Raw genomic sequence first — 22385 nt, forward strand, 5'->3', positions numbered from 1 at the left:
GTCAACTCTCCTCCACCCGCACCAGCTTGAGCCGCAGGGCCAGCGCCATGACCCCCGCGCCGAGCCCGGCGACGCCCACGATCGCACCGGTCTCCGGCCAGCCCGGGTCGTCCCGCGCCGGCCGCACCGCCGTGGCCGCCGCGGGCACGGCCTCCGGCCCCTGCCGGGGGCGGACACCCCCGCGTGCCAGCGAACCCACCGGAGCGACGTGCCCGGCCGCCTCGAACCCCCAGTCGAGCAGCGAGCGGGCCTCCTCGTACACGGCGAGGCCGCCGCCCTCCTGGGGGTTCATCACGGTCACCACCAGCGTCCGCCCGGCACGGCGTGCCGCGGCGATCAGGGTGTTGCCGGCCTTGCTGGTGTAGCCGTTCTTGACGCCGATCAGCCCCGGGTACGGCTCCACGCCGTCCGCCCCGGTGAGCAGCCGGTTGGTGTTCATGATCCCGTACGCGTCCCCGTTCCGGCCGGGGAACATGGCGTCGACCTTGGCGCAGTACCGCGCGAAGTCCGGGTTCCGCAGCCCCGCCCGGCCGAAGACCGCCAGGTCGTACGCCGACGACACCTGACCCGGCGCGTCGTAGCCGTCGGGGGAACGCACGTGGGTGTCGCGGGCGCCGAGGGAACGGGCCTCGGCCTGCATCCGGGCGGCCGTGGCGCTCCAGCCGCCGGTGAGCGAGGCGAGGACGTGGACGGCGTCGTTGCCGGAGTTGAGGAAGACGCCGTTCCACAGGTCGGAGACCTGGTATGTGCCCCCCTCGACGACACCGACCAGGCTGCTGCCGGGGCCGATGCCGGACAGCTCGTCCGTGCTCACCTCGTGGCGGATGCCGCCCGGCAGGACCGGCAGCACGGTGAGCGCGAACAGGGCCTTCAGGGTGCTGGCGGGCGGCAGCTCGCGATGCGCGTCGTGGGCCGCCAGGACGTCGCCGGTTTCGGCGTCGGCGACCACCCAGGACAGCGCCGAGACATCGGGGACCCCGGGCGCCCCGGGGCGGGGCCGGACCTGGGTACCGGAGCGGTACAGCAGCGCCGGTTGCGGCGCCGCCGCCCGTGGACCGCCGGACGGGCCCGGGTCCGGCCGCCCCGCACGGGCGGCCGCGGCGGCGGGCATGAGCGTCAGCAATCCGGCCACGCAGAGGACGCAGGTGGATCGAGCCGCCCGGGCTGAGAATCCGATAGTCATACCGCAAACGTAGGAACGGCCCCTGGGAACGCCACGCTGCCCGGGCCGAGTCGCGCTCGCAAGTACCCGGATGCCGTAGGGATGACCGGCCGGGCCCGTCGGGCGGCGGCCGGCGTCAGTCGGCGGGCAGCGTCGGCTGGACGTGCCGCAGGAACGTGGCGTTGTCCGGCGTCTGGCGCATCCGCTCCAGCAGCGTCTCCACGCCGGACTGCCCGTCCCTGGACCCCAGGGCCCGCCGCAGCCCGCGTACGGCGGTCGACTCGGCGGCGGACAGCAGGAGCTCCTCGCGGCGGGTGCCGGAGCCGGTCAGGTCCACGGCCGGGAAGACCCGGTGGGAGGCGAGCTCCCGGCTCAGCCGCAGCTCCATGTTGCCGGTGCTCTTGAGCTCCTCGAAGTAGAAGTCGTCGGCACGCGAGCCGGTTTCCACCAGGGCAGTGGCGAGGATGGTGAGGGAACCGCCCTCCTCGGCCTTCCGGGCGGCACCGAAGAACCGCTTGGGCCCCAGCAGCGCCCCGGCGTCGACACCGCCGCTGAGCGTGCGGCCGCTGGAGGAGGCGGCGTTGTTGTGCGCCCTGCACAGCCGGGTGAGGGAGTCCAGCAGGATGACGACGTCCTCGCCGGTTTCTACGAGCCGCTTGGCCCGTTCGATCACCAGCTCGGCGAGTGCGACGTGCTGCTTGGCGCTCTGGTCGAAGGTCGAGGAGTACACCTCGCCCCGCACGGAGCGGCGCATGTCGGTGACCTCCTCGGGCCGCTCGTCGAGCAGCACCACCATCAGGTGGGAGCCGGGGTGGTTGCCGGCGACGGCGGCGGCGATCTGCTGGAGGAGGACGGTCTTGCCGGTCTTCGGCGGGGCCACGATCAGGCCGCGCTGGCCCTTGCCGACCGGGGCGATCAGATCGGCGACCCGCCCGGTCAGGCCGGCCGCCGGGTGTTCGAGGCGCAGCCGCTCGTGCGGGTGCAGTGGTGTCAGGTCGTGGAAGTGCCGCCGGCCGCCCTGCCGGTCGGGCGTGCGGCCGTTGACGCGGACGATCTCGGCCAGGGCGCGGTCGCCGCGCACGCCCTCGACCAGGTCGCCCTTGCGCAGGCCGTGGCGGCGGATCAGCGCGGGGGAGAGGGAGAGGTCGGACGGCTCCGGCTGGAGGCTCCTGCCCCGTAGCTGGCCCTTCCCGCCCGCGTCGATGTCCAGGACACCGGACGCGATCTCGGCCGGGGACTGCTCTACGGGGGGACGTTCGAGTGTGGTGGTCATGGTGTTCGGTCCTTTCGAGGACACGGGCACGGGGCATGCGGAAGGAGGGGGAGAGAAGCCGTGCGAGGGGTCGGACGACACGCCTCCGGACGGCGGGAACAGCACCTCGGGTACGGCGGGGGACGACCCTGCTCACGAGGTTGTGCTGAGAAGCGGACGCGCCAGTCGCACCAGGACGGGCGGGTCGGCGAACCGAAAGGGAAACTGGCACCGGCGCCCGACGAGGGCGTACACAAGTGCTGACCGCACCTTACCACGGGTCGCGGTGAATGGGTGGCGGAGTGGGGCGGACGGATCCGTCCCACCCCGGTCAGCAAGTCGGAGGTTCCGCTTGTTCCTTCTTCCGCATGGGCCGGGCCGGACTCAAAGGCCCGAACGGTCCTGCGCCTGCTGAGCCTCCCGGGCGATCTGTTCGAACTGCGCGCCCATCGCCGCCTGCAGCGCCTGCGCGCCCGACAACGGGCGCACCATCACCGTGAGTTCGTCGATGCGGCCGGACTCGTCGAGGTGCAGGAAGTCGCAGCCGCCGATCTCGCGGTCGCCGACCCGTGCCGTGAAGACGAGGGCGTGGTCGCGGCCGTCCGCGTCGCCGATGACGCGCTCGTAGCGGAAGTCCTCGAAGACGCGGGCGACCCCGCGCAGGATCGCGGCCGTGATCGCCTTGCCGTGGTACGGCTTGAACACGACCGGACTGGTGAAGACGACGTCCTCGGCCAGCAGCGCTTCGACGGCGTCGAGGTCGTGGGCCTCGATCGCCGAGCGGAATGCCTGCATCGCGGCTCCTCAGAGGTAGTGAACTATTTGAATATGTGCGAATGAGATTATCCTCTACTTGCTAGCGTGTCGACATGTCTCTCAAGTACGCCGTCCTGGCCGCCCTGCTGGAGGGCGAGGCCTCGGGCTACGAGCTGTCCAAGGTGTTCGACGTATCGCTCGCCAACTTCTGGCCCGCCACGCCGCAGCAGCTCTACCGGGAGCTGGAGCGTCTCGCGGGAGACGGGCTCATCGAGGCGCGCACGGTGCCGCAGGAACGCAGGCCCACCAAGCGGCTGTTCTCGCTCACGGAGGCCGGCCGGGAACAACTGGGTGCCTTCGCCGCCGAGCCGACCCGGCGCCCCACCGCCATCCGCGACGAGTTCCTGATCAAGATGCAGGCCATGGACGGCGTGGCCCCGGAGCGGGTCCGCGCGCTGGTGGAGGAGCGCAGGTCCTGGGCCCTGGGGAAGCTGGCCCGCTACGAGCGCGTCCGCGAGCGCCTCCTCGACGGCCGTACCGAGGAGGAGCACCTGCGGGACTCCGACCGCGTCGGGCCCTACCTCACGCTGCTCGCCGGGATCACCTTCGAGCGCGAGAACGCCCGCTGGTGCGAGCGCGTCCTCGCGGTGCTGCGGGAGCGGCGCGCCCCCGCCGGGCCCGCCGGGCCCGCCGGGCAGCCTCTAGGCTGACCGGATGTTCAGTCCCGAAGGCCCCACCCTGCGCGAACTCGCCGTCCAGGCGCTGTCGTCGGTCGAGCGCGGCTACGACCTGCTCGCCCCGAAGTTCGAGCACACCCCGTACCGGACCCCGGACCGGGTGCTCGACGCCGTGGCCTCGGCGCTGACGCCGTCGGGGCCGTTCGGCGCCGGACTCGACCTGTGCTGCGGTACCGGCGCGGGAGTGGGCGTGCTGGCCAGGGTGTGCCGGGAGCGCGTGACGGGGGTCGACTTCAGCGCGGGCATGCTGGAGGCGGCCCGGGGGCGCGTCGTGCCCGAGGGACCGGCGGTCTCCTGGGTGCGTGCGGACGCCCGCGCCCTGCCCTTCGGTCCCGCGTTCGACCTCGTGGTCAGCTTCGGGGCGTTCGGGCACTTCCTGCCCCGTGAACTGCCGGGCCTGTTCACCCAGGTGCACTCCGTGCTGCGACCGGGCGGCTGCTTCGCCTTCCCCGTGGGGGCGCCACCCCGCCCCGGCTCCCGCGGCTACTGGACGCTGCTCGGCTTCGACGCCGCGATGCGGGTGCGAAACGCGCTGTGGCGGCCGCCGTTCGTCATGTACTACCGGACGTTCCGGCTCGGGGACGTGGGCCGGGAGTTGGCGCGCGCCGGTTTCCGGACGGACCTGCACGCCCTGCCGGAGTTCGGGCGCCGGCCCGACGGCAGCCCGCGGGTCCGGATGGTCGTGGCCCGGCGGCTGCCCTGACGGTGGGCGGGGGCGGGGGCGGGGGCGGGGTCAGCCGGCCGCCGGCAGTGTGAACTCGTAGACCAGCGCGTCCTGTCGGGCGTCCACGAGGAGGTCCGTTATCTCCAGGGGGCGCGCGTACTGGTCGCGCACCCGGCGGACGACCCGCACCGACGGCGTGTCCGCGAGGCGGCTGATCGTGTCGCGGTGATGCAGGGTCAGGCCCGCGCGGCGCATCCAGTCGTAGGCCCGCCGCAGTTGCGCCGAGGCGGTGCCGTCGGCGCGGTCGCGGTACCTGGCCAGCTCCTCGACCTCGGCGAGCGCCACGGCCGAGAAGGAGGTCAACGCGGTCCGCCGGGCGGTTCCGTCGGCGGTGGCGGACGTGTAGCGGTGCACCAGCGTCGGCCGGCCGGGCGCCAGTCCCAGCGCCGCGGCATGCTCCGGCGGCGGAGCCTCCCAGGCGACGGTGGCGCGGTCGCCGGTGCACGGCCGCGCCGGCCCGGCGCCGACCGGGAAGGTGAGGGACGCCGGGCTCTGCGCCGGCGGGCCGGGCAGGGCGGCGTGGCTGCCCCGCCGGTCGGTGGCGAGCAGGCCGTCCCGGCGCAGCACCTCCAGGGCCTGCCGAACTGTCTCGCGGCTCACTCCGTAGTGCTCGGCCAGCCGGCGTTCGCCCGGCAGCCGGGTGCCCGGCGGGACGGTCCCGTCGCGCAGCTCGCCGAGCAGCTCTGCGGCCACCCGCCAGTAGAGGGGCTGGGCTTCGGTGAGGGGATGGTCGTGCGAAGTGGTGCGGGCCATGCCGCGCCCTCCTGTTGGTGACGTGCGGTAGCCGCGCGGGCTCGGTGCGCCACCAGAATTATCATTGGTCTAAACCAACCGGGAAGGGCGGTCCGCCGGTTCGGCCGAAACCTCACCCGCGCGTCGACCGTCCGTCACCCCTTCACAAGGCGCTGTACAGCGCGTCCACCAGCGCCGTCTTCCGTGGGTCGTCGGCGATGCGCGGCCCCATGCGGTTCATGACGTAACCCAGTGAGACTCCGGCGTCCGGGTCCGCCAGACCGCAGGAGCCGCCGAAGCCGTCGTGTCCGAAAGCCCGCGGATTGGGGCCGTAGGAGCCATTGGGGCCGCTGAGCCACAGCCCCAGTCCGGCCTCGGTCTCGTGCGCGAAGCCGGCACCCAGGACCAGGTCGCGGCAGGAGCCCTGTCCCTCGCGCACCCGCTCGGCCGCTTCCGGGGACAGCACGCGGTGGCCGCCGTACGCGCCCCGGCCCGCGAGGATCCCGTACAGCGCGGCGACCGCCCGGGCGGTGCCGTGTCCGTTGGCCGCCGGTATCTCCGCGGCCCGCCACGCGGCGCCGTTGGCCTCCGTGGCGCCCACCGGAGGATTGGCGAGCGCCGCCACGGCCGCGGGCGCCAACCGGGCGAAGAGCGCGGCCTGCTCGCTGTCGGAGGCCACCCGTGGGTGTACCAGCTCGGCCGCCCGCCCCGCCTCCTTCTTCGGCAGCCCGATGGTGAAGTCGACGCCGAGCGGCCCGGTCACCTCCCGCTCCAGGAACGCTCCGGGCAGCAGTCCCGACACCCGCCGCACGACCTCCCCGACCAGGAAACCGTAGGTCATCGCGTGGTATCCGGACCGGGTTCCGGGCTCCCACCAGGGCTCCATGGCCGCGAGCCGCTCGGTGGTCAGCCTCCAGTCGTACAACTGTGCCGCCGAGTGCGGCTCCCGCAGCCCGGACAGGCCGGCGCGGTGCGACAGCAGATGCCGTACGAGGACCTTCTCCTTGCCCGCCGCGGCGAACTCGGGCCAGTACGCGGCCACCGGTGCGTCGAGGTCCAGCAGGCCGCGGTCGGCGAGTATGTGGGCGCACAGGGCGGTCGGGCCCTTGGACGTCGACCAGACGTTGACCAGTGTGTCCCGTTCCCACGGCCGCGTGCGGGCCGCGTCGGCCCATCCGCCCCACAGGTCCACCACCGTCGCGCCGCCCACGGTGACGGCCACGGCGGCGCCCAGCTCGCCCCGGTCCCGGAAGTTCTCCTCGAACGCCGTACGTACCGCCGCGAAGCGGGTGTCGCAGTGGCCGTGGACCTGCGCCTGGTGCTCGGACATGGGCCCTCCGTCGTCCGCCGGTGTCCGGGCCGCGAGGGTGCGGCCCGGACCTGAACGTACCGACTGGTCGGACTGGGCGGTAGCCCGCGGACACGGCCGTGGCGGGTTCGCGTCGGGGCTCCCGGTCGCCTGGGTCTCCGGGGCCGCCAGGGCAGCCGGGGCCGGCGGGGCCGGCGGGCTCAGAGACGCGAGCGCAGCCAGCGCAGCTTGGCGGCCTGCTGGAAGGGCCCGCCGCCCTCGTGGTCGTTGAAGTCGTAGACCTCGATCGACTTGTCGTCGTGCGCCCAGGCGTTGAACGCCGCGAAGACGGTGGACGGCGGGCAGGTCTGGTCCTCCAGGGCCGCCGAGAACAGCGCCGGCGCTCGGCCGCGCGCCGCGAAGTGCACGCCGTCGAAGTAGGACAGCGTGCGCAGCGCGTCCTCGGTGCGGCCGCGGTGGGTCTTGAGGTACAGGCCGATCTCCCGGTAGGGGTGCCGGTCGGTGAGCGTGGTCGCGCGCGGGAAGTCGCTGAGGAACGGCACGTCGGGCGTGACGGCCGTCAGGTCCGGCACCAGGCCGCCGACGGCGATCGCGATGCCGCCGCCCTGGCTCCCGCCGAGGGCCACCGTGCGGGCCGGGTCGGTCAGCGGATGCGAGCGGGCCGCCTCGACGGCGCGCACGGCGTCGGTGAAGACGCGGCGGTAGTAGTAGTTCCCGGGTGCGTCCAGGCCCCGGGTCATGAAACCCGGGTACGAGGGCGTGCCGCCGACGGGGTCCGCGGTCCCGCCGCCGCCGCCCCAGGCGCTGCCCTGGCCGCGGGTGTCCATCACGAAGTGCGCCCGCCCCGTGGATGCCCACAGCAGGTGCTCGTGCGGCAGTCCGCGCCCGCCGCCGTACCCGACGAACTCCACGACCAGCGGCAGCGGTTCCCTGGCCGCGGCCGGCAGGATCAGCCAGCCCTTCACCGGGTGGCCGCCGAACCCGGCGAACGTCACGTCGTGCACCCGCACCGTGGACAGTCCGGTGTCGACCGGTTCGAAGCGGGCGTCCAGTTCGTGCGCCCGGGCTTCCTCGAGCGTCTCGTTCCAGAACGCGTCGAAGTCCTCGGGCTCGGCCGACGCGCTGCGGTACGCGCGGAGTTCGTCGAGCGGAAGGTCGAACAGGGCCATCGAGAACCGCCTTCGCGGGGAGACAGTGCGGGACCGTGCGGATGATCACACCGTACGTGAATGGTCGGAGGACTCGCCAGATCGCCGACGGGCGGACCATCAGCGGGCCACCAACCTGACCTGCGGTTCGACGGATCGAACGTCGGCGGAGGCCGCACGGGCGCCCGGCGGCCGGGCCGGGTGGTCGGGTCACCGGCGCCTGGGTCAGGCCCGGCGGTGTGTCCACTGCGGCTCGGTGAGGGCCCAGTCGCGGTCCCACTCGGCCATCCGGCGCCGGAGGGCGACCTTGCGTACGGCGCAGTGGGCGAGGAGCACGGTGAGCGCCGTCCCCAAGGTGGTGCACACACCGATGGTGACGCTGTGCTGCCAGATCGCGGAGGGGTCCGTCGGCGGTGGCACGCTCCTGCCCCGGGAGTCCAGCCACACGTCCACCCTGTCACCGTGCCGGGTGCCGGCCGGGACACGGGCCGAGGTGCTCCGGTCGGTGCCGTCCGGCGTACTCCAGTGGACGGTCGCGCGGTACGAGTGCTGCCCGCCGGTCTGTACCGACGGCAGGGTGTCGGGAGTGCGGCCGACCACCTCGGCGCTGACCCGGTGCCGTTCGGCGCGCTGCTCCGCGGCGACCGCCCGGGCCTGCTGGTGGCTCCACCAGCCCGTGGCGGCTCCGAGCAGCGGCGCCCCCACGACCAGCAGGATCGCGACGACCAGCACGGTCCACGCTTCGACGACGTCCGACCGGCGTCGCAGCGGATTGCGCCGCACGCGCCAACCGCGCACCCCGGTTCGCATCTCGACCTCCTCGCGATCACGGCGATCGGAGGCCCGGGCGGACGGCCGTACGAGAGCGGGGGCCGCCGTGTCTCCGCATCGCGCCACGCGTGCGAGTGCCCACACAGTTCTGGTACCCGTCCGGCGCCTCTCGCTCACCCCGTCGCCCGCCCCGGAACGCCGGACGACCGTACCGTGCCGAGGACAGGTGCCCGGCGGGGTGCGGGTGAAACCGGGCCCCGCCGGGACGCTTTCGGGCCGGGGTTCCTCCGGGGCCGGGGTACGCCCGCCGGTGGAGCGGGTCCCGCCGGTCGCGACCGGTCCCGGGGTCAGCCGAAGCGTTCGATCCGGATCCGGTGCACCGGCTGGCCGGCCGCCACCAGCAGCCGCGAGGCGTGCTCCGCGAAGGAGTTGGAGCCGCACACGTAGGCCTCCCAGCCGTCGGCGGGCGCTTCGGCCAGAAGCGGTGCCAGGTGTGCGGTCGTCATCCGGCCCACCGGCGTGCCGGCCGGGGCGCTGCGGGTGAAGACGGGCGTGGTCTCCGCGCCGAACTCGCGGGTGTAGATCAACTCCTCGGGAGCGCGCGCGGACACCAGCAGCCGCAGCGGCACCGTCAGACCCCGCGCCCGGTGGTGCCGCACCATCGACATCAGCGGGACGACCCCGGAGCCCGCGCCCAGCAGCAGGGCGGGCCGGTCGCCCGGCCAGGCGAAGAAGCCGCTCAGCGGGCCGCGCACCTCGATCCGGTCGCCGGGCCGGGCGACCGTGTGGAACCAGCCGGACACCTCGCCGTCCTCGACATGGTCGAGGGTCAGCTCGATGTGTCCGGAGTCGTCCGGCGCGGATGCCAGCGAGTAGTGGCGCTGCGCCACGTACCCGTCCCCGGCGGTCAGCCGCAGCATCAGGTGCTGGCCGGGCAGGTGCCCCGCCCAGTCCGGCACGGCGAACCGGAAGGTGGACGCGCGGGGCGTCTCGCGGCGGATCTCCGTGAGGGTGGCCGTCCGCCACGTCCCGGCCGCCTGGCCGTTCACCTCGATGCGCCCGGGCACGGCGAACCGCGTCGGGGGAGTGAAGGACTTCGCCGTGTGCGTCGCTGTCTCAGTCACCGGAGTACCGCTGCTCCTGCCAGGGGTTGCCGCGCGCGTGGTAGCCGTTCCGCTCCCAGAAGCCCGGTTCGTCGTGGTCGAGGAGTTCCAGGCCCGCGACCCACTTGACGCTCTTCCAGAAGTACAGGTGCGGCACCACCAGCCGCGCCGGGCCGCCGTGCTCGGGGGCGAGCGGGCGCCCGTCGTACTCCCACACGATCCACGCACGCCCGCCGGTCAGGTCCGCGAGCGGCAGGTTCGCGGTGTAGCCGGTGTGCGAGTAGGCGACGGCGTGCGTGGCGGACGGCAGCGGGCGCGCCGCGTCCAGGAAGGCGTCCAGGGACACGCCCCCGAACCGCACGCCGAACTTCGACCAGCCGGTCACGCAGTGGATGTCGCCCGAGTAGGCCGACGCCGGCAGCCGGCGGGCCGCGGCCAGGTCCCACGTGCGGGTCCCGGCCACCAGTCCGCCCACACGGAAGGTCCAGTCGCCGGGCGACAGGTCGGGCGTGACCTCGGCGGACAGCACGGGCCAGTCGTCACCGGCGTCGTACTGGCCGGGCGGCAGCCCCGGCCGGGCGGCGCGCGGGCGCCCGGTGAAGCCTCGGGTGGTGTTCATGTGGTGGAGCCTTTCGGGCCGCCGCGAGAGGACGCCCGCGGCGGGCGTGATCAGTGCCTACGCGGTCAACCGTACGTGTCCCGGGGACGGACCTCAGCCCTGGTCCTCGCCGGAGGCGGCGCCCTGCCACGCGTTGTACCGCTCCAGATACGCGGCGAAGCGGATCAGGTCCTCCTCGGGCCAGTCGGCGAGCCGCTCCCGGAAGGCCGTCCGGCGGCTCTCGGTGACCTGGGCCAGGATCCGCCGCCCGGCCCGCGTCAGGTGCAGGACCTGCACACGGTGGTCGTCCGGAGTGACGCGCCGCTCGACGAGTCCGGCGTGCTCCAGGGCGGACACCTGGCGGCTGACGGTGGACTTGTCCAGGGCGTAGTGGGCGGCCAGGTCGGTGGCCCGGCAGCCGTCCCGCTCCTCCAGGTGGCCGAGCAGCGTGTACGACACCAGCGAGAGTTCGGGGTGCATGCGGCCCGCCGAGGCGCGGGCGCGGCGGGCGAAGGCCGTCATCTCCCGCTGGATGGTCTCCACGGCCGCGTCCGCCGGGCGGTCGCCGCGGGTGACGGTCGTCTCATCGGGCACCTCGGCTGCCGTCACGGGTCCTCCTCCTCATCGCTAGTTGTGTAGCACAACTCGAAAGAGGGTTGTATGAGCCAACTGCCTGTCGCCGTCGAACCGGCCGACCGGACCAGTCATGGGAGGACGCCGTCGACCTGCTGACGGCCCGCGACATCACCGGCGCCTACGTGCCCGGTGGCAAGACACCCGAGGTCGTGGTGGCCACCGCCGCCTCCGACATGGGCGCCATGGCCGCGGAGCGGGTCTTCACCCCGCTCGCCACGCAGCGGGGCGACCCGCTGAAGGTGACCGACGTGGCCACCCCGGTCGACGACGACCCACCGGCCAGGGCCAGTTCTTCCTGCTGATCGCGGTCAGCATCGGCTCCTACGCGTCCGTGGCCGCCCTCGGCGCCGCCGGTGCCCGCCTGCCGATGCGCGTGCGGGCCCTGCTCGCCCTCGGCGTCCCCGTCGTCGTCAGCGGTGTCGGCGCCCTGCTCGCCGGGCCGGTGTTCCACCTCGCCCACCACGACCTGGCCGGTCTGTGGGGCCTCGGCTGGCTCTACGCCGCCGGCATCCTGTTCATCGGCGTGGGCCAGCACACCTTCCTCAAGCGGTGGACCACGCTCGCCATGATGGTGCTGTTCGTGACGCTCAACTTCACCAGCTCCGGCGGCCTGTTCCGGCCGGAACCGCAGAACGGCTTCTTCGGCACCCTGCACGCCTTCTGGAACGGTGCCGGATTCGTCGAGGGCGCCCGCGGCCTGCTGTACTTCGACGGCGACGGACTGGGCCGCGGCGTGTGGACGCTGATCGCCTGGCGGCTCCTCGGACTGCTGGTGACGGCGGCCGCCGGCCTGCGCGAGCGGAGCGGCCCGGCCCCGGTGTCGGCCACCGCTCCCCGGCACGCGAGGCCGGGCGGGCGGGAGGCCGGCCCCACGGCGCAGGAAGCGGAGGAGGAGGCCGAGGAGGTCGTCGGCGTCTGATCATTGGGGTAAGGTGACCGACGGCCGAGGACAGCCCCGGCCGCCGAACGCCTGGGAGGTGAGACCCATTACCGCTGTGTCGGCCCTGGTGCTCTCACCTCACGGCAGTGCGGTCCCCGCCAACGGGTGACCGTGAGAGCGCCCTTCGGTTCTCGAAAGGCTCTCGGCTTCCATGCCTCAGCTCTTCTCCACCTCTCGCTTTCCCTCCCCCTTCTCCACCGCCTTCCCGACGCGTGACTCCGTCGTGGCCGCGCTCCGCGCCGCGGGCTGCGTCTTCGCCGAGGACGAGGCGGAACTGCTCCTCGACGCCACCCGCACCGCCGAGGAGCTCACCGTCCTGGTGGACCGCCGCGTCACCGGCCTGCCCCTCGAACTCGTCCTGGGCTGGGCGGAGTTCCGCGGACTGCGCATCGCCGTCGCCCCCGGCGTCTTCGTGCCCCGCCGCCGTACCGAGTTCCTGGTGACCGAGGCTCTCGCGCAGGCGCCGGACGCGGCCGTCGTCGTGGACCTGTGCTGCGGCTCCGGCGCCGTCGGTGCCGCCCTGGCCGCCGCGCTCGACCGGCCCGAGGTGCACGCCGCCGACGTCGACCCGGCCGCCGTGTGCTGCGCCCGCGGCAACCTCGCGGACGCCGGGGGCCGGGTGTACGCCGGTGACCTGTTCGCACCGCTGCCCGCCGCGCTGCGCGGCCGGGTGGACGTCCTCGCGGCCAACGTGCCCTACGTGCCCACCGGCGAGGTCGCCCTCCTGCCCGCCGAGGCACGGGACCACGAGCCGCTGGTCGCCCTGGACGGCGGCACCGACGGCCTCGAAGTGCTGCGCAGGGTCGCCACCGAGGCGCCCCGCTGGCTCGCGCCCGGCGGCTGCCTGCTGGTCGAGACGAGTGAACGCCAGGCACCGGCGGCCGTCGAGGCCTTCACCCGCGCCGGCCTGACGCCCCGCCTCGCGGTCTGCGAGGAGCTGTACGCCCATGTGGTGATCGGCGTCAGGGAGTGACGGCGCGGCCCGGGCTACGCCCCCTCCGGCGGCGTGGCCCGGGCGATCAGCAGGGCCACGTCGTCGGCGTTCTCCGGCTCGTGCAGCGTGCGCAGAAGCAGGTCGCAGACCTCCTCCAGAGGGCGGTCGGGGCCCTCCAGCAGGGCGAGGAGCGCGTCCAGCCGCTCGTCCAGCGGATGCCGGCGCGTCTCGACGAGACCGTCGGTGTAGAACACCAGCCGGTCGCCCGGGTCCAGGTCGACGGTGGTGGTCGAGAAGGCGACACCGCCCACCCCGAGCGGCACCCCGGTGGGCAGGTCCAGCAGCTCCGGCGGCCGCCCGGCGCGCAGACGGACCGGCGGCAGGTGCCCGGCGTTGGCGATCCGGCACTGCCGCCGGTGCGGGTCGTGGACGGCGTAGAGGCAGGTGGCGATGGCCTGGTCCAGGCCGGCCGTGGTCCGGTCGAGGTGTTCGAGCAGGAACGCCGGATCGAGGTCGAGCGCGGCCAGGGTGTTCGTCGCGGTGCGCAGCCGGCCCATGGAGGCCGCCGCCGCGATGCCGCTGCCCATCACGTCGCCCACCACGAGCGCGGTCTTGCAGCCCTCCAGCTCGATCACGTCGAACCAGTCGCCGCCGACCTCGCTGGTCGCCTCGGCCGGCTGGTAGCGGGAGGCGACCTCCAGCCCGCCCGTCACCGGCGGGTGGCTCGGCAGCAGGCTGCGCTGGAGGGTGAGTGCGGCGTCGCGGGCGTTCTGGTACCAGCGGGCGTTGTCGATCTGCACCGCCGCGCGGGCGGCCAGCTCCCGGGCCAGCAGCAGATCGTCCTCGTCGAAGGGCAGCGGATTGCCGACCCGTTTGAGGTCCAGGGCGCCGAGCACCTCGCCCCGCGCGATCAGCGGCATCGCCAGGTAGGAGTGCACACCCGCCCGGCGCAGCAGCTCGGCCGCCTCCGGTGAACGGGCGATACGCGGCAGGTCCTCGTCCGTCACCTGGGCCACCAGAACCGGCCTGCCGGTGCGCACGCACTCGGTGACCAGGCGGTCCGGCCCGTACCGGGCGACCTGGCCGGGCGGATCGGCCGCCCGCAGCGCCCGAGGGGCGTCGTGCGCCTGCACGGCCAGGGCCCGCATCACCGCGGGCTCGGCCGGGCCCAGGGTGCTGCGCCGGCCCTTCACCACGGCCTCCAGCAGGTCCACGGCCGCGATGTCGGCGAGGTCCGGCACGGCCACGCCGGCCAGCTCGTGCGCCGTACGGTCCAGCTCCAGCGTGGTGCCGATCCGCGCGGAGGCGTCCGCGACGGCGGCCAGCCGGCGCCGCGCTGCCTCCGCCTCGACGCCCGCCCGGTACTGCTCGGTGACGTCCACCACCGAGACGGCCACGCCCAGTACCGCGCCGACGGCGTCCTCCAGCCGGTACAGCGAGAGCGACCAGGTGTGCTCCTCGTCCGGGTCGGCGGGGGTCCGCCCGGTCGCGGACTGGCCGACGATCGGCCGTCCGGTCTCCAGCACCCGGCGCGCCGCCTCCTCCAGGGGGGCCGCCTCGACCAGGGGCAGCACCTCGCGGACCGTGCGGCCGAGGTGGTCCTCGGCGGACATGCCGTTCATGTTCTCCAGAGACGGGTTGACCGAGACGTACCGCAGCTCGGTGTCCAGGACCGCCAGCCCGATCGGCGACTGCCGGATCACCCGCGTGGACAGCGCCACGTCGTGCTCCAGTCGGCGCACGGTGGACCGGTCGACGGCGAGGCCCAGCGCGTAGACGTCCCCACGGTCGTCCAGGAGGCGCATGTTGCGGAACTCCACCAGCCGGGTGGTGCCGTCCTTGCGGCGGATGGGGAACGCACCCGCCCAGCTCTGTCCGGTCTTCATGACGTCCGCGAACAGCTTCACGACCAGGTCGAGATGGCGTTCGTGGACCATGATGCGGGCGGCGTACTGCCCCAGCGCCTCCGGCGCGGTGTATCCGAACAGCTCCTCGGCCTGCGGGCTCCACAGCACGATCCGGCCCTCGGTGTCCAGTACGACCGAGGCCACGTTCAGCACGTCGAGCAGCCCGCTGGGCCGCTCCGGCCCGCGCGGCGACGCGTCGCCCCCGAACCCGGCAGACCCGGCTGCACTCATCCCACGCCCCGCCTTCGCCGTTCCACGCGGCACGCCCTTTTGATGCCGACTCCCTTGTTCTACCGCGTTCCACCGCGCACAGGGCCGATTCTCCGAGGCCGCTGCCGTCTCCTTCCAGCATCACCCGGCACGGCGGCCGCCGCCGCACGGAGCGCGGCCGATGTTGGCCTGTACATGACCGCGTGGGCGGGACAGACTGTGCGCCGAGTGCCGCACCACCCACCCCCCCCCATCGAGGAGCCCGCCCATGCCCCTGCGCGCCTGGCAACGTTGTCACGCGGCCCTGACCGGACTCGCCGCCCTCGCCCTCGCCGTCGGCCTCGCCGGTCCGGCCACCGCGGCCACCGCGGCCACCGCGGCCACCGCGGCCGCCCTGGCCGCCGGCACCTGGACCGAGGTGGGCTCCGACCGCGCCGATCCGCTGACCGAGAGCCAGGGTCTGGCCTCGGTCGAGGTCCCGGCGGGCAGTCCCAACCGCTACACCGGCATCGGCACCATCCCCCTGAGCCTCAGCGGCCGGGGCTGGAACCACGTCGGCGACCCCGACGCCTCCTACGACGGCCACTACGTCGAGCCGTACCAGCGGGACGACGGGAACACCAAGATGTTCCGCGTGCAGGCGCCGGACGGCCGCTGGTCGGAATACGTGCACACGCTCAGCCCCGGCGAGGCGCTGAACAACTCCTGGTCCGCCATCTCGCCGAACGGCCAGTGGATGCTCTCGGGTGAGTGGGGCACCATGAACCGGCTGCTGGTCTTCCCGACTCCCGGCGTCAACCCGAGCACCTCGCCCTCGGCGAACCTCCCGCAGGCGGCCACCGTCCGCCTGGACCACGCCGTGCGCGACGTCCAGGGCTGCGACTTCCTCGACGCGACCACGCTGCTGTGCTCCTCCGACGACCCGGCGGGCACCCTCTTCGGCGTCACCAAGCCCCTGCTGCGGATCGACCTGTCCGCCGCGCCGAACGGCACCGCGGACGTCACCGGCCACGTCACCGCCCTGCGGCAGTTGCCCCTGCGCAGCGCCTGTTCCGGCACCTTCGAGGCGGAGGGCATCGACTACGACCGCCGTACCGGCACCCTGCGCGTGATCGTCGTCTCGCCGGGCTTCTGCGTACTGACGGACAGCAAGACGTACCGCTTCACCCGGAGCTGACCCGCCCCCTTCGCGCCGGGCCCGAAGTGGTGCTTTTCTGGGGGTACGGGCCACGAGAGGAGCTATCACGATGGACGCTGAGCGATTGCATCCGGAGTCCGTCTCGGTGGAGCTGAGCGGGTGCAGCAAGGAGGACGCCCGGACCGTGTTCGAGGCCCTGTGCGCGTGCTACTCGTCCGACCGGCGCCCGGACGAGGTGCCCCGGACGTACCACGAGGTGCGCCCCACCGTGTGGCTCGGCACCTTCGACGTGGCCGAGGCCCGGGGCGGGTGCGACCCGGCCCGGCTCTCGGCGTCCGTCGAGGCCGATGCGCAGGGCGGCTACTGGGCGATCGAGCGGTTCCGCACCACGCTGGACTCCCTGTTCACCGTGCACGACCTGAGCGCGGCCTCCGGGGACCAGGAGCGGGAACTGCACGTACGGCTGGAGAGCCACTGACCGAGGCCCGCCGGGTGCGGTGTGTGGTGTGCGCCGCCTTCTTGTGCAACTAGTTGCACAAGAAGGCGGCCGTCCTCTACAACAGAGGCACCACACCGCGCACGGAGGGCCCGATGAGCCGCTACCCCCACCTGCTGAGTCCGCTCGACCTGGGCTTCACCACGCTGCCCAACCGGGTCCTGATGGGCTCCATGCACGTCGGCCTGGAAGAGGCCGAGCGCGGCTTCGAGCGCATGGCCGCCTTCTACGCCGCCCGCGCCCGCGGGGGAGTGGGCCTGATCGTCACCGGCGGCATCGCCCCCAACGACGAGGGCCGGCCGTACGAGGGCGGCGCCAAGCTCACCACGGAGGCCGAGGCGGAGCAGCACCGGGTCGTCACAGAGGCCGTGCACCGCGAGGGCGGCCGCATCGCCCTGCAGATCCTGCACTTCGGCCGCTACGCCTACCACGCCGGCCTGGTCGCCCCGAGCCCTCTCCAGGCACCCATCAGCCCTCACGTCCCCCGCGAGCTGACCGACGCCGACGTCGAGCGCACCATCGACGACTACGTACGCACCGCCCGCCTGGCGCGCGAAGCCGGGTACGACGGCGTCGAGATCATGGGCTCCGAGGGCTACCTGATCAACGAGTTCATCGCCGCCCGCACCAACCACCGCACCGACCGCTGGGGCGGCTCCTACGAGAACCGCATGCGCCTGCCCGTCGAGATCGTGCGCCGGGTGCGCGAGGCGGCCGGCGAGGACTTCATCCTCGTCTACCGGCTCTCCATGCTGGACCTGGTCCCCGGCGGTTCCACCCTCGACGAGGTGATCACGCTGGCCAAGGCCGTCGAGGCCGCCGGAGCCACCATCATCAACACCGGCATCGGCTGGCACGAGGCCCGCATCCCCACCATCGCCACCTCCGTGCCGCGCGGCGCCTACACCTGGGTGACCAAGCGCCTGATGGGCGAGGTGGCGGTGCCGCTCGTCACCACCAACCGCATCAACACCCCCGAGGTCGCCGAACGGCTGCTCGCCGAGGGCACCGCCGACATGGTGTCGATGGCCCGCCCGATGCTCGCCGACCCCGACTTCGTCGCCAAGGCCGCGGCCGGCCGCCCGGAGGCGATCAACACCTGCATCGGCTGCAACCAGGCCTGCCTGGACCACACCTTCAGCGGAAAGATCACCTCCTGCCTGGTCAACCCGCGCGCCTGCCACGAGACCGAACTGGTCCTCGCCCCGACCCGGCGGCGCAAGCGCGTCGCGGTCGTCGGCGCCGGACCCGCCGGGCTGGCCTGCGCGGTGAGCGCGGCCGAACGCGGCCACGAGGTCACCCTGTACGACGCCGCGAGCGAGATCGGCGGCCAGCTCAACGTCGCCCGGAAGGTCCCCGGCAAGCAGGAGTTCGACGAGACGCTGCGCTACTTCCGTACGCGACTGGCGGCGCACGGCGTCGACGTACGACTGAACACCCGGGTCGGAGCCGACGACCTCGACGGCCACGACGAGGTCGTCGTCGCCACCGGCGTCACCCCGCGCACGCCCGACATCCCCGGCGTCGGCCACCCGAGCGTCGTCGGTTACCTCGACGTGCTCCGCGACGGCGCCCCCGTCGGCGACCGCGTCGCGATCCTCGGCGCGGGCGGCATCGGCTTCGATGTCGCCGAGTACCTCACCGACGGCGGCGACAAGGCACACGAGGACCCGGAGACGTACTTCCGCCTCTGGGGCGTCGACACGGACTACGCCGGGCCGGGCGGTCTCACCGCGCCCGAGCGCCCCGTGCCGCCGCGCACCGTGCACCTTCTCCAGCGCAAGGCCTCCAAGGTCGGCGCCGGCCTCGGCAAGACCACGGGATGGATCCACCGCACCGAGCTGAAGCACCGCGGCGTCACCATGGTCCCGGGCGTGCGCTACGACCGGATCGACGACGCCGGACTGCACCTGACGGTCGGCGACGAGTCCACCGTCCTGGAGGTCGACACGGTCGTCCTGTGCACGGGCCAGGAGCCGAGCCGCGGCCTGTACGACGACCTGGTCGCCGCCGGGCGCAGCGCGCACCTTATCGGCGGCGCCGACGTGGCCGCCGAACTGGACGCCAAGCGCGCCATCAAGCAGGGCACCGAGCTGGCGGCGGCGCTGTAGCGGCGCGTGGGGCGCAGGGCGCGTGGGGCGGGGGCACGTGGGGCGGGGGGCACGGGGGCCGTCCCTAGGATGACCCCATGTCACTCCCGCACGCGATCCTCACCGCCCTGGTCGAAAAGCCGTCGTCGGGGCTGGAGCTGACCCGCCGTTTCGACAGGTCGATCGGCTACTTCTGGTCGGCGACGCACCAGCAGATCTACCGCGAGCTGGGAAAACTGGAGGCGGACGGCCTGATCCGCGCGCTGCGCGACCAGCAGCCGGCCCGGGGGCAGAAGAAGTCCTACGAGGTCCTGCCCGCGGGCCGCGCCGAACTGGCCCGCTGGGCCGCCGCCGCACAGGACCCCAAGCCCCTGCGGGACACGATGCTGCTGCGGCTGCGTGCCGCGGCCGTGGTCGGCACCACCGGCATCGAGGCGGATCTGCGCCGCCATCTGGAGCTGCACCAGAGGCAGTTGGCCGAGTACGAGGAGATCGAGAAGCGGGACTTCCCGCCCGGGAGGGACAGCACCGAGGACCGGCTGCGGCACCTGGTGCTGCGCGCCGGCATCGACCTGGAGACCTTCTGGACGCAGTGGCTCAGGCATGCCCTCACGGAGTTCGCCGCGCTGTCCGGTGACACCGAGCCGCCGGGTGACGAGCGGGCGTGAGCACCTCCACGGCTCAGAACCGGTACGGCTTCGAGCGACGGCGCAGGAACCAGGCCGCCGCGATGACGCCGGTGCCGGCCAGCGCGCCGCCCGCCACGAGGGTGACCGTGCCGTAGTCCTGCACGGCTCCGCCGAGACCGCCCAGGACACCGCGTGGGGACGCGGAGGGGGAGGGGGAGGCGGATCGGCTGGGCGAAGGAGAGGGCGCCGCGGAGACGATGACGGTCTGGGTGCCGGCGGTGCTGTTGTTCGAGCACATGACGATGACCGTGTACGTGCCCGGGCTGATGCCCGACCAGGTGGCGGACTGCCCGGAACTCGTCCCGGACAGCGCCACCTGGCGCCCCTGGGCGAAGTCCCCCTGGCTGCCGGTGAGCAGTGAGGCGGTGCCCCAACTGCCGTTGAGCTGGGCGCAGGCGGTGGTCGTGACCGACACGGTGGTCCCGGTGGTGCTCACGGAGATCCCCGGGCCCGCGGCGGCCGGCCCGGCGGCCAGTGCGACGGGCAGCGCGGCGACGGCTGCCACGGTCAGGCCGGAGCGGAGAAGTGGCGATGAGATGCGCATGTGGACTGCCCTCCGGCGGCACGGTCGGCGGTACATCCGGTTGCGCCGCCGGGATCGGAAACGCCCGTGCTGCCTCACGGGCAGCCAACAGGTCGGCGGCCGTGCCCGCATGCCGAGCGCGACCGCCCAGGTGACGCGTTCCCCGCCCCGGCGCACCACCGCCTCGACGTCATCCGTCCCCGCCCGTGGTCACCTTCCGCTCCGCCGACAATCCGCCCCAGGTGCCGTCGGACAGCCTGGCCCGGACCCGCACCCGGTGCGTCACCCCGGCCTCCGGTCCCGCGTAGAAGCTGTACTCCGCCCGGTCGCGCGGCGCGTCGGCGCCGTAGACGAGTGATGTCGCCGGGCGGCCGTCCAGGTGGATCTGGTACTCGGTGACCAGGCCGTCGGTGCGCGGCGGGATCCAGGTGAGGTCGATGTAGTACGCGCCGTCGGCGCGGTGGGAGGCCGCGCGCAGGGCGGTGGGCGCGGTGGCGTGGCCGTCGCCGGAGCCCGAGGTGGTGAGCCGGACGGTGGCGCCGGCGGGGGAGACGTTGTCGGCGGCGTCCCGCGCCCGGACCGTGAAGGAGTACCGGGTGCCCGCGCGCAGTCCCGTGACCACGGCCGTCGTCTGGCCGCCCCCGACGCTGTGCACCTTCGTGACGCCCTGGTAGATGTCGTACGACACCACCCCGCGGTCGTCGGTCGAGGCGGACCAGGTGAGCTGGACCGCCCGGCTGCCCGCGGCCCGGCCGTGGGCGTCCGCCGGGCGCGTCGGGGCGGAGTCGTCGGCGACGGCGGCCGGAGTGGTCGTCCTCACCTCCCGGCTGTGCGGCCCCAGCCGCCCGTCGGCGTCGCGTGCCCGCACGGTGAAGGCGTAGGCGGTCGAGGGGCGCAGCCGGGTGACGTCCACCATGCGGTCGGACGCCGCCACCTCCGTCACCAAGGTGCCGCCGCGATGGACCTCGTAGCTCTCGACGCCGTCGACCGCGTTCCACATCACGTGCACGGTCGTGGCGCTGCCCGCTTCGGCGGTGACGCCGGTCGGCGCCCCGGGCGGCGCGCCGCTCCCGTCGCCGTCGTCGCCCGTGCCCCAGCCGCAGGACGTGACCAGGGCGAGCGCGCCGCAGAGCAGGGCGGAGCGGCGCAGGACGGAGACGGGGGCGGTGACGGCGGGAACGGACGCGTCTCGCACGGCTCTGCCTCCCGGGCGGCGTGGATGCGGCTCCGGCTCGGCTACGGAGCGGCTTCGTGCCGGCTTCGACTCAACAGTAATGGTCCGGACCAATATGGCGCCTGTGATGCGATCACATCAAGAGGGCCGTGGTCGGCGGCCACCGGGAAGCATTACGTATGCTGAAGCTCCTCGTGGCCGAAGTCCCGGTAGGAACGCGGGAGTTCGGGCGTCGGCGCGGACCGCTGTCGTCGCTGATGCCGCGCCGGCGCGGGCGGCCGGGCGGGCCGGCGCTGGTACGGGCCCGGCCTGCCCGCCCCTGGTCGCGCCAGGCGCTCCTGGTCGCGTCGGGCGTCCTCGGCCCCGCGCCAGGGAGCGCACCGCCCCGGCACCCGCGCCGGGGCGCGGGCGTGCACCGTCTGGCCCACAAAAGGTGGCCGGGTGCGCGATTCGGGGACAGATGTGGCCGAGTGACCGTCCATGTCCCCCAGGAGAGGCCACATAGTGCGTGTCCAGTCGCTGACACTGGTCGCGGCCAGCGCCGCCCTGCTCGCCCCCACGGCGTTCCCCGGTGCGCCGCCCCCGCCCCGTCCCGGCCCCCAGGCCCAGCCCGGGGCCGGACACCAGCACCAGGCCTGGCCGGTCCGCGCGGGCAGGTCCGGTGCCCGGATCGGACCGGTGCCGCGGGACCAGGCGGGACCCGTTCCACCCTCCGGGATGCGGCCCGGCGCCGGCGCCGGTGCCGGGGTGAAGGAGGCGCGGCGGGAGGGGCCCGTCCGCGCCGCCGACCTGCTGGCCAGGGCGCGGGGCTGCGACCCCGTCTCGCGCGGGCGCTACCGCACCGACGCCGGAGCGCCGGCGGACATCCCGGTCTGCGGTACGCGGGACGCCGTGTACTGGAAGGCCGACCTGGACGTCGACTGCGACGGCCGGCCCGGCGACCACTGCAACGGCGGCACCGACCCGCACTTCACCGCTGCCACGGCCTACACCCAGTCGGACGGCCGCGCTCTGGACGCCGAACGCCTGCCCTACGTCGTCGTGCCCGAGCCGAGCGACATCTGGGACCACCGCGAGCACGACGTCCGGGGCGGGTCGGTCGCGGCCGTCGTCCACGGGGACCGGGTGCGCTACGCGGTCGTCGGCGACATCGGCCCGCGCGATCTCATCGGCGAGGCCTCCTACGCCGCCGCTCGCTCGCTCGGCATCCCGGCCGACCCGCACGCGGGTGGTACCGCGTCCGGGGTGACGTACATCGTCTTCAAGGGCAGCGAGGTCGAGCCCATCGAGGACGAGGCCGCCGCCGAGAAGGCGGGGGAGCGGCTGGCGCGGGAATTCCTGGACGCCGGCTGAATC

General features: G+C 73.9%; 21 protein-coding genes and 1 pseudogene. 9 read left to right on the plus strand and 13 right to left on the minus strand.

The genetic code is table 11. The features are described 5' to 3' along the window. Window position 1: 1 nt before the first annotated feature. From B1H29_RS33050 to B1H29_RS33060, 3 genes are all read right to left on the minus strand, one after another. Window positions 2-1183 carry a D-alanyl-D-alanine carboxypeptidase family protein gene (locus B1H29_RS33050; RefSeq protein WP_055420455.1) on the minus strand — a complete coding sequence of 394 codons (1182 nt, stop codon included), beginning with the start codon at window positions 1181-1183 and terminating at the stop codon, window positions 2-4. 115 nt (window positions 1184-1298) lie between these two features. Further along, a complete protein-coding gene (gene rho, locus B1H29_RS33055) occupies window positions 1299-2435 on the minus strand; it encodes a transcription termination factor Rho (RefSeq protein WP_055420454.1) in 1137 nt (378 codons plus the stop codon). A 363-nt stretch (window positions 2436-2798) separates the two neighbouring features. Next, the gene (locus B1H29_RS33060; protein WP_055420453.1) at window positions 2799-3209 is read right to left on the minus strand and encodes a nuclear transport factor 2 family protein; all 411 of its coding nucleotides are present in this window, start codon (window positions 3207-3209) and stop codon (window positions 2799-2801) included. A gap of 74 nt (window positions 3210-3283) precedes the next feature. On the opposite strand from B1H29_RS33060, the gene B1H29_RS33065 reads away from it, so the two are divergent. Both B1H29_RS33065 and B1H29_RS33070 read left to right on the plus strand, forming a co-directional pair. Then, entirely contained in the window at window positions 3284-3880 is a 597-nt protein-coding gene (locus B1H29_RS33065) for a PadR family transcriptional regulator (protein WP_055420452.1), read from the plus strand. Window positions 3881-3884: 4 nt separating this feature from the next. After that, entirely contained in the window at window positions 3885-4610 is a 726-nt protein-coding gene (locus B1H29_RS33070; protein ID WP_055420451.1) for a class I SAM-dependent methyltransferase, read from the plus strand. A gap of 30 nt (window positions 4611-4640) precedes the next feature. Here the strand turns inward: B1H29_RS33070 and B1H29_RS33075 are convergent, their stop codons facing one another. The 7 genes from B1H29_RS33075 to B1H29_RS33105 form a co-directional block, all read right to left on the minus strand. Next, window positions 4641-5384 carry a GntR family transcriptional regulator gene (locus B1H29_RS33075; protein WP_055420450.1) on the minus strand — a complete coding sequence of 248 codons (744 nt, stop codon included), beginning with the start codon at window positions 5382-5384 and terminating at the stop codon, window positions 4641-4643. 142 nt (window positions 5385-5526) lie between these two features. After that, window positions 5527-6693 (minus strand): serine hydrolase domain-containing protein, encoded by a 1167-nt coding sequence (locus B1H29_RS33080; protein WP_055420449.1) that lies wholly within the window; start codon window positions 6691-6693, stop codon window positions 5527-5529. Window positions 6694-6872: 179 nt separating this feature from the next. After that, on the minus strand, window positions 6873-7841 hold the full coding sequence (locus B1H29_RS33085) for an acetylxylan esterase (RefSeq protein WP_055420448.1): 969 nt from the start codon (window positions 7839-7841) through the stop codon (window positions 6873-6875). Between the two features lie 204 nt (window positions 7842-8045). Continuing rightward, window positions 8046-8630, minus strand: a complete 585-nt coding sequence (locus B1H29_RS33090) for an Rv1733c family protein (RefSeq protein ID WP_055420447.1) — start codon at window positions 8628-8630, stop codon at window positions 8046-8048. Window positions 8631-8938: 308 nt separating this feature from the next. Next, window positions 8939-9658, minus strand: a complete 720-nt coding sequence (locus tag B1H29_RS33095; protein ID WP_055420903.1) for a ferredoxin reductase — start codon at window positions 9656-9658, stop codon at window positions 8939-8941. A 49-nt stretch (window positions 9659-9707) separates the two neighbouring features. Further along, window positions 9708-10313, minus strand: a complete 606-nt coding sequence (locus B1H29_RS33100) for a sulfite oxidase-like oxidoreductase (RefSeq protein WP_055420446.1) — start codon at window positions 10311-10313, stop codon at window positions 9708-9710. Between the two features lie 93 nt (window positions 10314-10406). Next, complete coding sequence (locus B1H29_RS33105; protein ID WP_055420445.1) at window positions 10407-10901, minus strand: MarR family winged helix-turn-helix transcriptional regulator; 495 nt, start codon at window positions 10899-10901, stop codon at window positions 10407-10409. Window positions 10902-11005: 104 nt separating this feature from the next. Here B1H29_RS33105 and B1H29_RS33110 point away from each other — a divergent pair. Continuing rightward, window positions 11006-11847: pseudogene (locus tag B1H29_RS33110) on the plus strand (hypothetical protein); the annotation flags it as partial. A gap of 172 nt (window positions 11848-12019) precedes the next feature. Continuing rightward, window positions 12020-12841 (plus strand): putative protein N(5)-glutamine methyltransferase, encoded by an 822-nt coding sequence (locus tag B1H29_RS33115; RefSeq protein WP_055420444.1) that lies wholly within the window; start codon window positions 12020-12022, stop codon window positions 12839-12841. Between the two features lie 14 nt (window positions 12842-12855). Here B1H29_RS33115 and B1H29_RS33120 read toward each other — a convergent pair whose 3' ends face one another. Beyond that, entirely contained in the window at window positions 12856-14940 is a 2085-nt protein-coding gene (locus B1H29_RS33120; protein WP_055420443.1) for a SpoIIE family protein phosphatase, read from the minus strand. Between the two features lie 247 nt (window positions 14941-15187). On the opposite strand from B1H29_RS33120, the gene B1H29_RS33125 reads away from it, so the two are divergent. From B1H29_RS33125 to B1H29_RS33140, 4 genes are all read left to right on the plus strand, one after another. Continuing rightward, a complete protein-coding gene (locus B1H29_RS33125; RefSeq protein ID WP_055420442.1) occupies window positions 15188-16096 on the plus strand; it encodes a hypothetical protein in 909 nt (302 codons plus the stop codon). 70 nt (window positions 16097-16166) lie between these two features. Then, entirely contained in the window at window positions 16167-16535 is a 369-nt protein-coding gene (locus B1H29_RS33130) for a hypothetical protein (protein ID WP_055420441.1), read from the plus strand. A 113-nt stretch (window positions 16536-16648) separates the two neighbouring features. After that, window positions 16649-18664, plus strand: a complete 2016-nt coding sequence (locus B1H29_RS33135; protein ID WP_055420440.1) for an NADPH-dependent 2,4-dienoyl-CoA reductase — start codon at window positions 16649-16651, stop codon at window positions 18662-18664. A 77-nt stretch (window positions 18665-18741) separates the two neighbouring features. Continuing rightward, entirely contained in the window at window positions 18742-19311 is a 570-nt protein-coding gene (locus B1H29_RS33140; protein ID WP_055420439.1) for a PadR family transcriptional regulator, read from the plus strand. 13 nt (window positions 19312-19324) lie between these two features. Here B1H29_RS33140 and B1H29_RS33145 read toward each other — a convergent pair whose 3' ends face one another. Both B1H29_RS33145 and B1H29_RS33150 read right to left on the minus strand, forming a co-directional pair. Then, window positions 19325-19876 carry a hypothetical protein gene (locus tag B1H29_RS33145; protein WP_055420438.1) on the minus strand — a complete coding sequence of 184 codons (552 nt, stop codon included), beginning with the start codon at window positions 19874-19876 and terminating at the stop codon, window positions 19325-19327. A 169-nt stretch (window positions 19877-20045) separates the two neighbouring features. Then, complete coding sequence (locus B1H29_RS33150) at window positions 20046-21050, minus strand: fibronectin type III domain-containing protein (protein ID WP_055420437.1); 1005 nt, start codon at window positions 21048-21050, stop codon at window positions 20046-20048. A 483-nt stretch (window positions 21051-21533) separates the two neighbouring features. Between B1H29_RS33150 and B1H29_RS33155 the strand changes: the two genes are divergently transcribed. Then, window positions 21534-22382, plus strand: coding sequence for a glycoside hydrolase family 75 protein (locus B1H29_RS33155; protein ID WP_055420436.1), 849 nt, complete (start codon window positions 21534-21536; stop codon window positions 22380-22382). The last annotated feature ends 3 nt before the right edge of the window (window positions 22383-22385 follow it).

Origin of the sequence: Streptomyces pactum (genome assembly GCF_002005225.1) — a bacterium.
GTDB classification, from domain to species: domain Bacteria; phylum Actinomycetota; class Actinomycetes; order Streptomycetales; family Streptomycetaceae; genus Streptomyces; species Streptomyces pactum_A.

Excerpts from the sequence above, each read along its gene's own strand:
- B1H29_RS33075 (WP_055420450.1), bottom strand. The coding sequence starts at position 5,384 with ATGGCCCGCACCACTTCGCACGACCATCCCCTCACCGAAGCCCAGCCC.
- B1H29_RS33120 (WP_055420443.1), bottom strand. The coding sequence starts at position 14,940 with ATGAGTGCAGCCGGGTCTGCCGGGTTCGGGGGCGACGCGTCGCCGCGC.
- B1H29_RS33070 (WP_055420451.1), top strand. The coding sequence starts at position 3,885 with ATGTTCAGTCCCGAAGGCCCCACCCTGCGCGAACTCGCCGTCCAGGCG.
- B1H29_RS33125 (WP_055420442.1), top strand. The coding sequence starts at position 15,188 with ATGCCCCTGCGCGCCTGGCAACGTTGTCACGCGGCCCTGACCGGACTC.
- B1H29_RS33115 (WP_055420444.1), top strand. The coding sequence starts at position 12,020 with ATGCCTCAGCTCTTCTCCACCTCTCGCTTTCCCTCCCCCTTCTCCACC.
- rho (WP_055420454.1), bottom strand. The coding sequence starts at position 2,435 with ATGACCACCACACTCGAACGTCCCCCCGTAGAGCAGTCCCCGGCCGAG.
- B1H29_RS33090 (WP_055420447.1), bottom strand. The coding sequence starts at position 8,630 with ATGCGAACCGGGGTGCGCGGTTGGCGCGTGCGGCGCAATCCGCTGCGA.
- B1H29_RS33135 (WP_055420440.1), top strand. The coding sequence starts at position 16,649 with ATGAGCCGCTACCCCCACCTGCTGAGTCCGCTCGACCTGGGCTTCACC.
- B1H29_RS33065 (WP_055420452.1), top strand. The coding sequence starts at position 3,284 with ATGTCTCTCAAGTACGCCGTCCTGGCCGCCCTGCTGGAGGGCGAGGCC.
- B1H29_RS33140 (WP_055420439.1), top strand. The coding sequence starts at position 18,742 with ATGTCACTCCCGCACGCGATCCTCACCGCCCTGGTCGAAAAGCCGTCG.
- B1H29_RS33100 (WP_055420446.1), bottom strand. The coding sequence starts at position 10,313 with ATGAACACCACCCGAGGCTTCACCGGGCGCCCGCGCGCCGCCCGGCCG.
- B1H29_RS33080 (WP_055420449.1), bottom strand. The coding sequence starts at position 6,693 with ATGTCCGAGCACCAGGCGCAGGTCCACGGCCACTGCGACACCCGCTTC.
- B1H29_RS33145 (WP_055420438.1), bottom strand. The coding sequence starts at position 19,876 with ATGCGCATCTCATCGCCACTTCTCCGCTCCGGCCTGACCGTGGCAGCC.
- B1H29_RS33085 (WP_055420448.1), bottom strand. The coding sequence starts at position 7,841 with ATGGCCCTGTTCGACCTTCCGCTCGACGAACTCCGCGCGTACCGCAGC.
- B1H29_RS33060 (WP_055420453.1), bottom strand. The coding sequence starts at position 3,209 with ATGCAGGCATTCCGCTCGGCGATCGAGGCCCACGACCTCGACGCCGTC.
- B1H29_RS33130 (WP_055420441.1), top strand. The coding sequence starts at position 16,167 with ATGGACGCTGAGCGATTGCATCCGGAGTCCGTCTCGGTGGAGCTGAGC.
- B1H29_RS33050 (WP_055420455.1), bottom strand. The coding sequence starts at position 1,183 with ATGACTATCGGATTCTCAGCCCGGGCGGCTCGATCCACCTGCGTCCTC.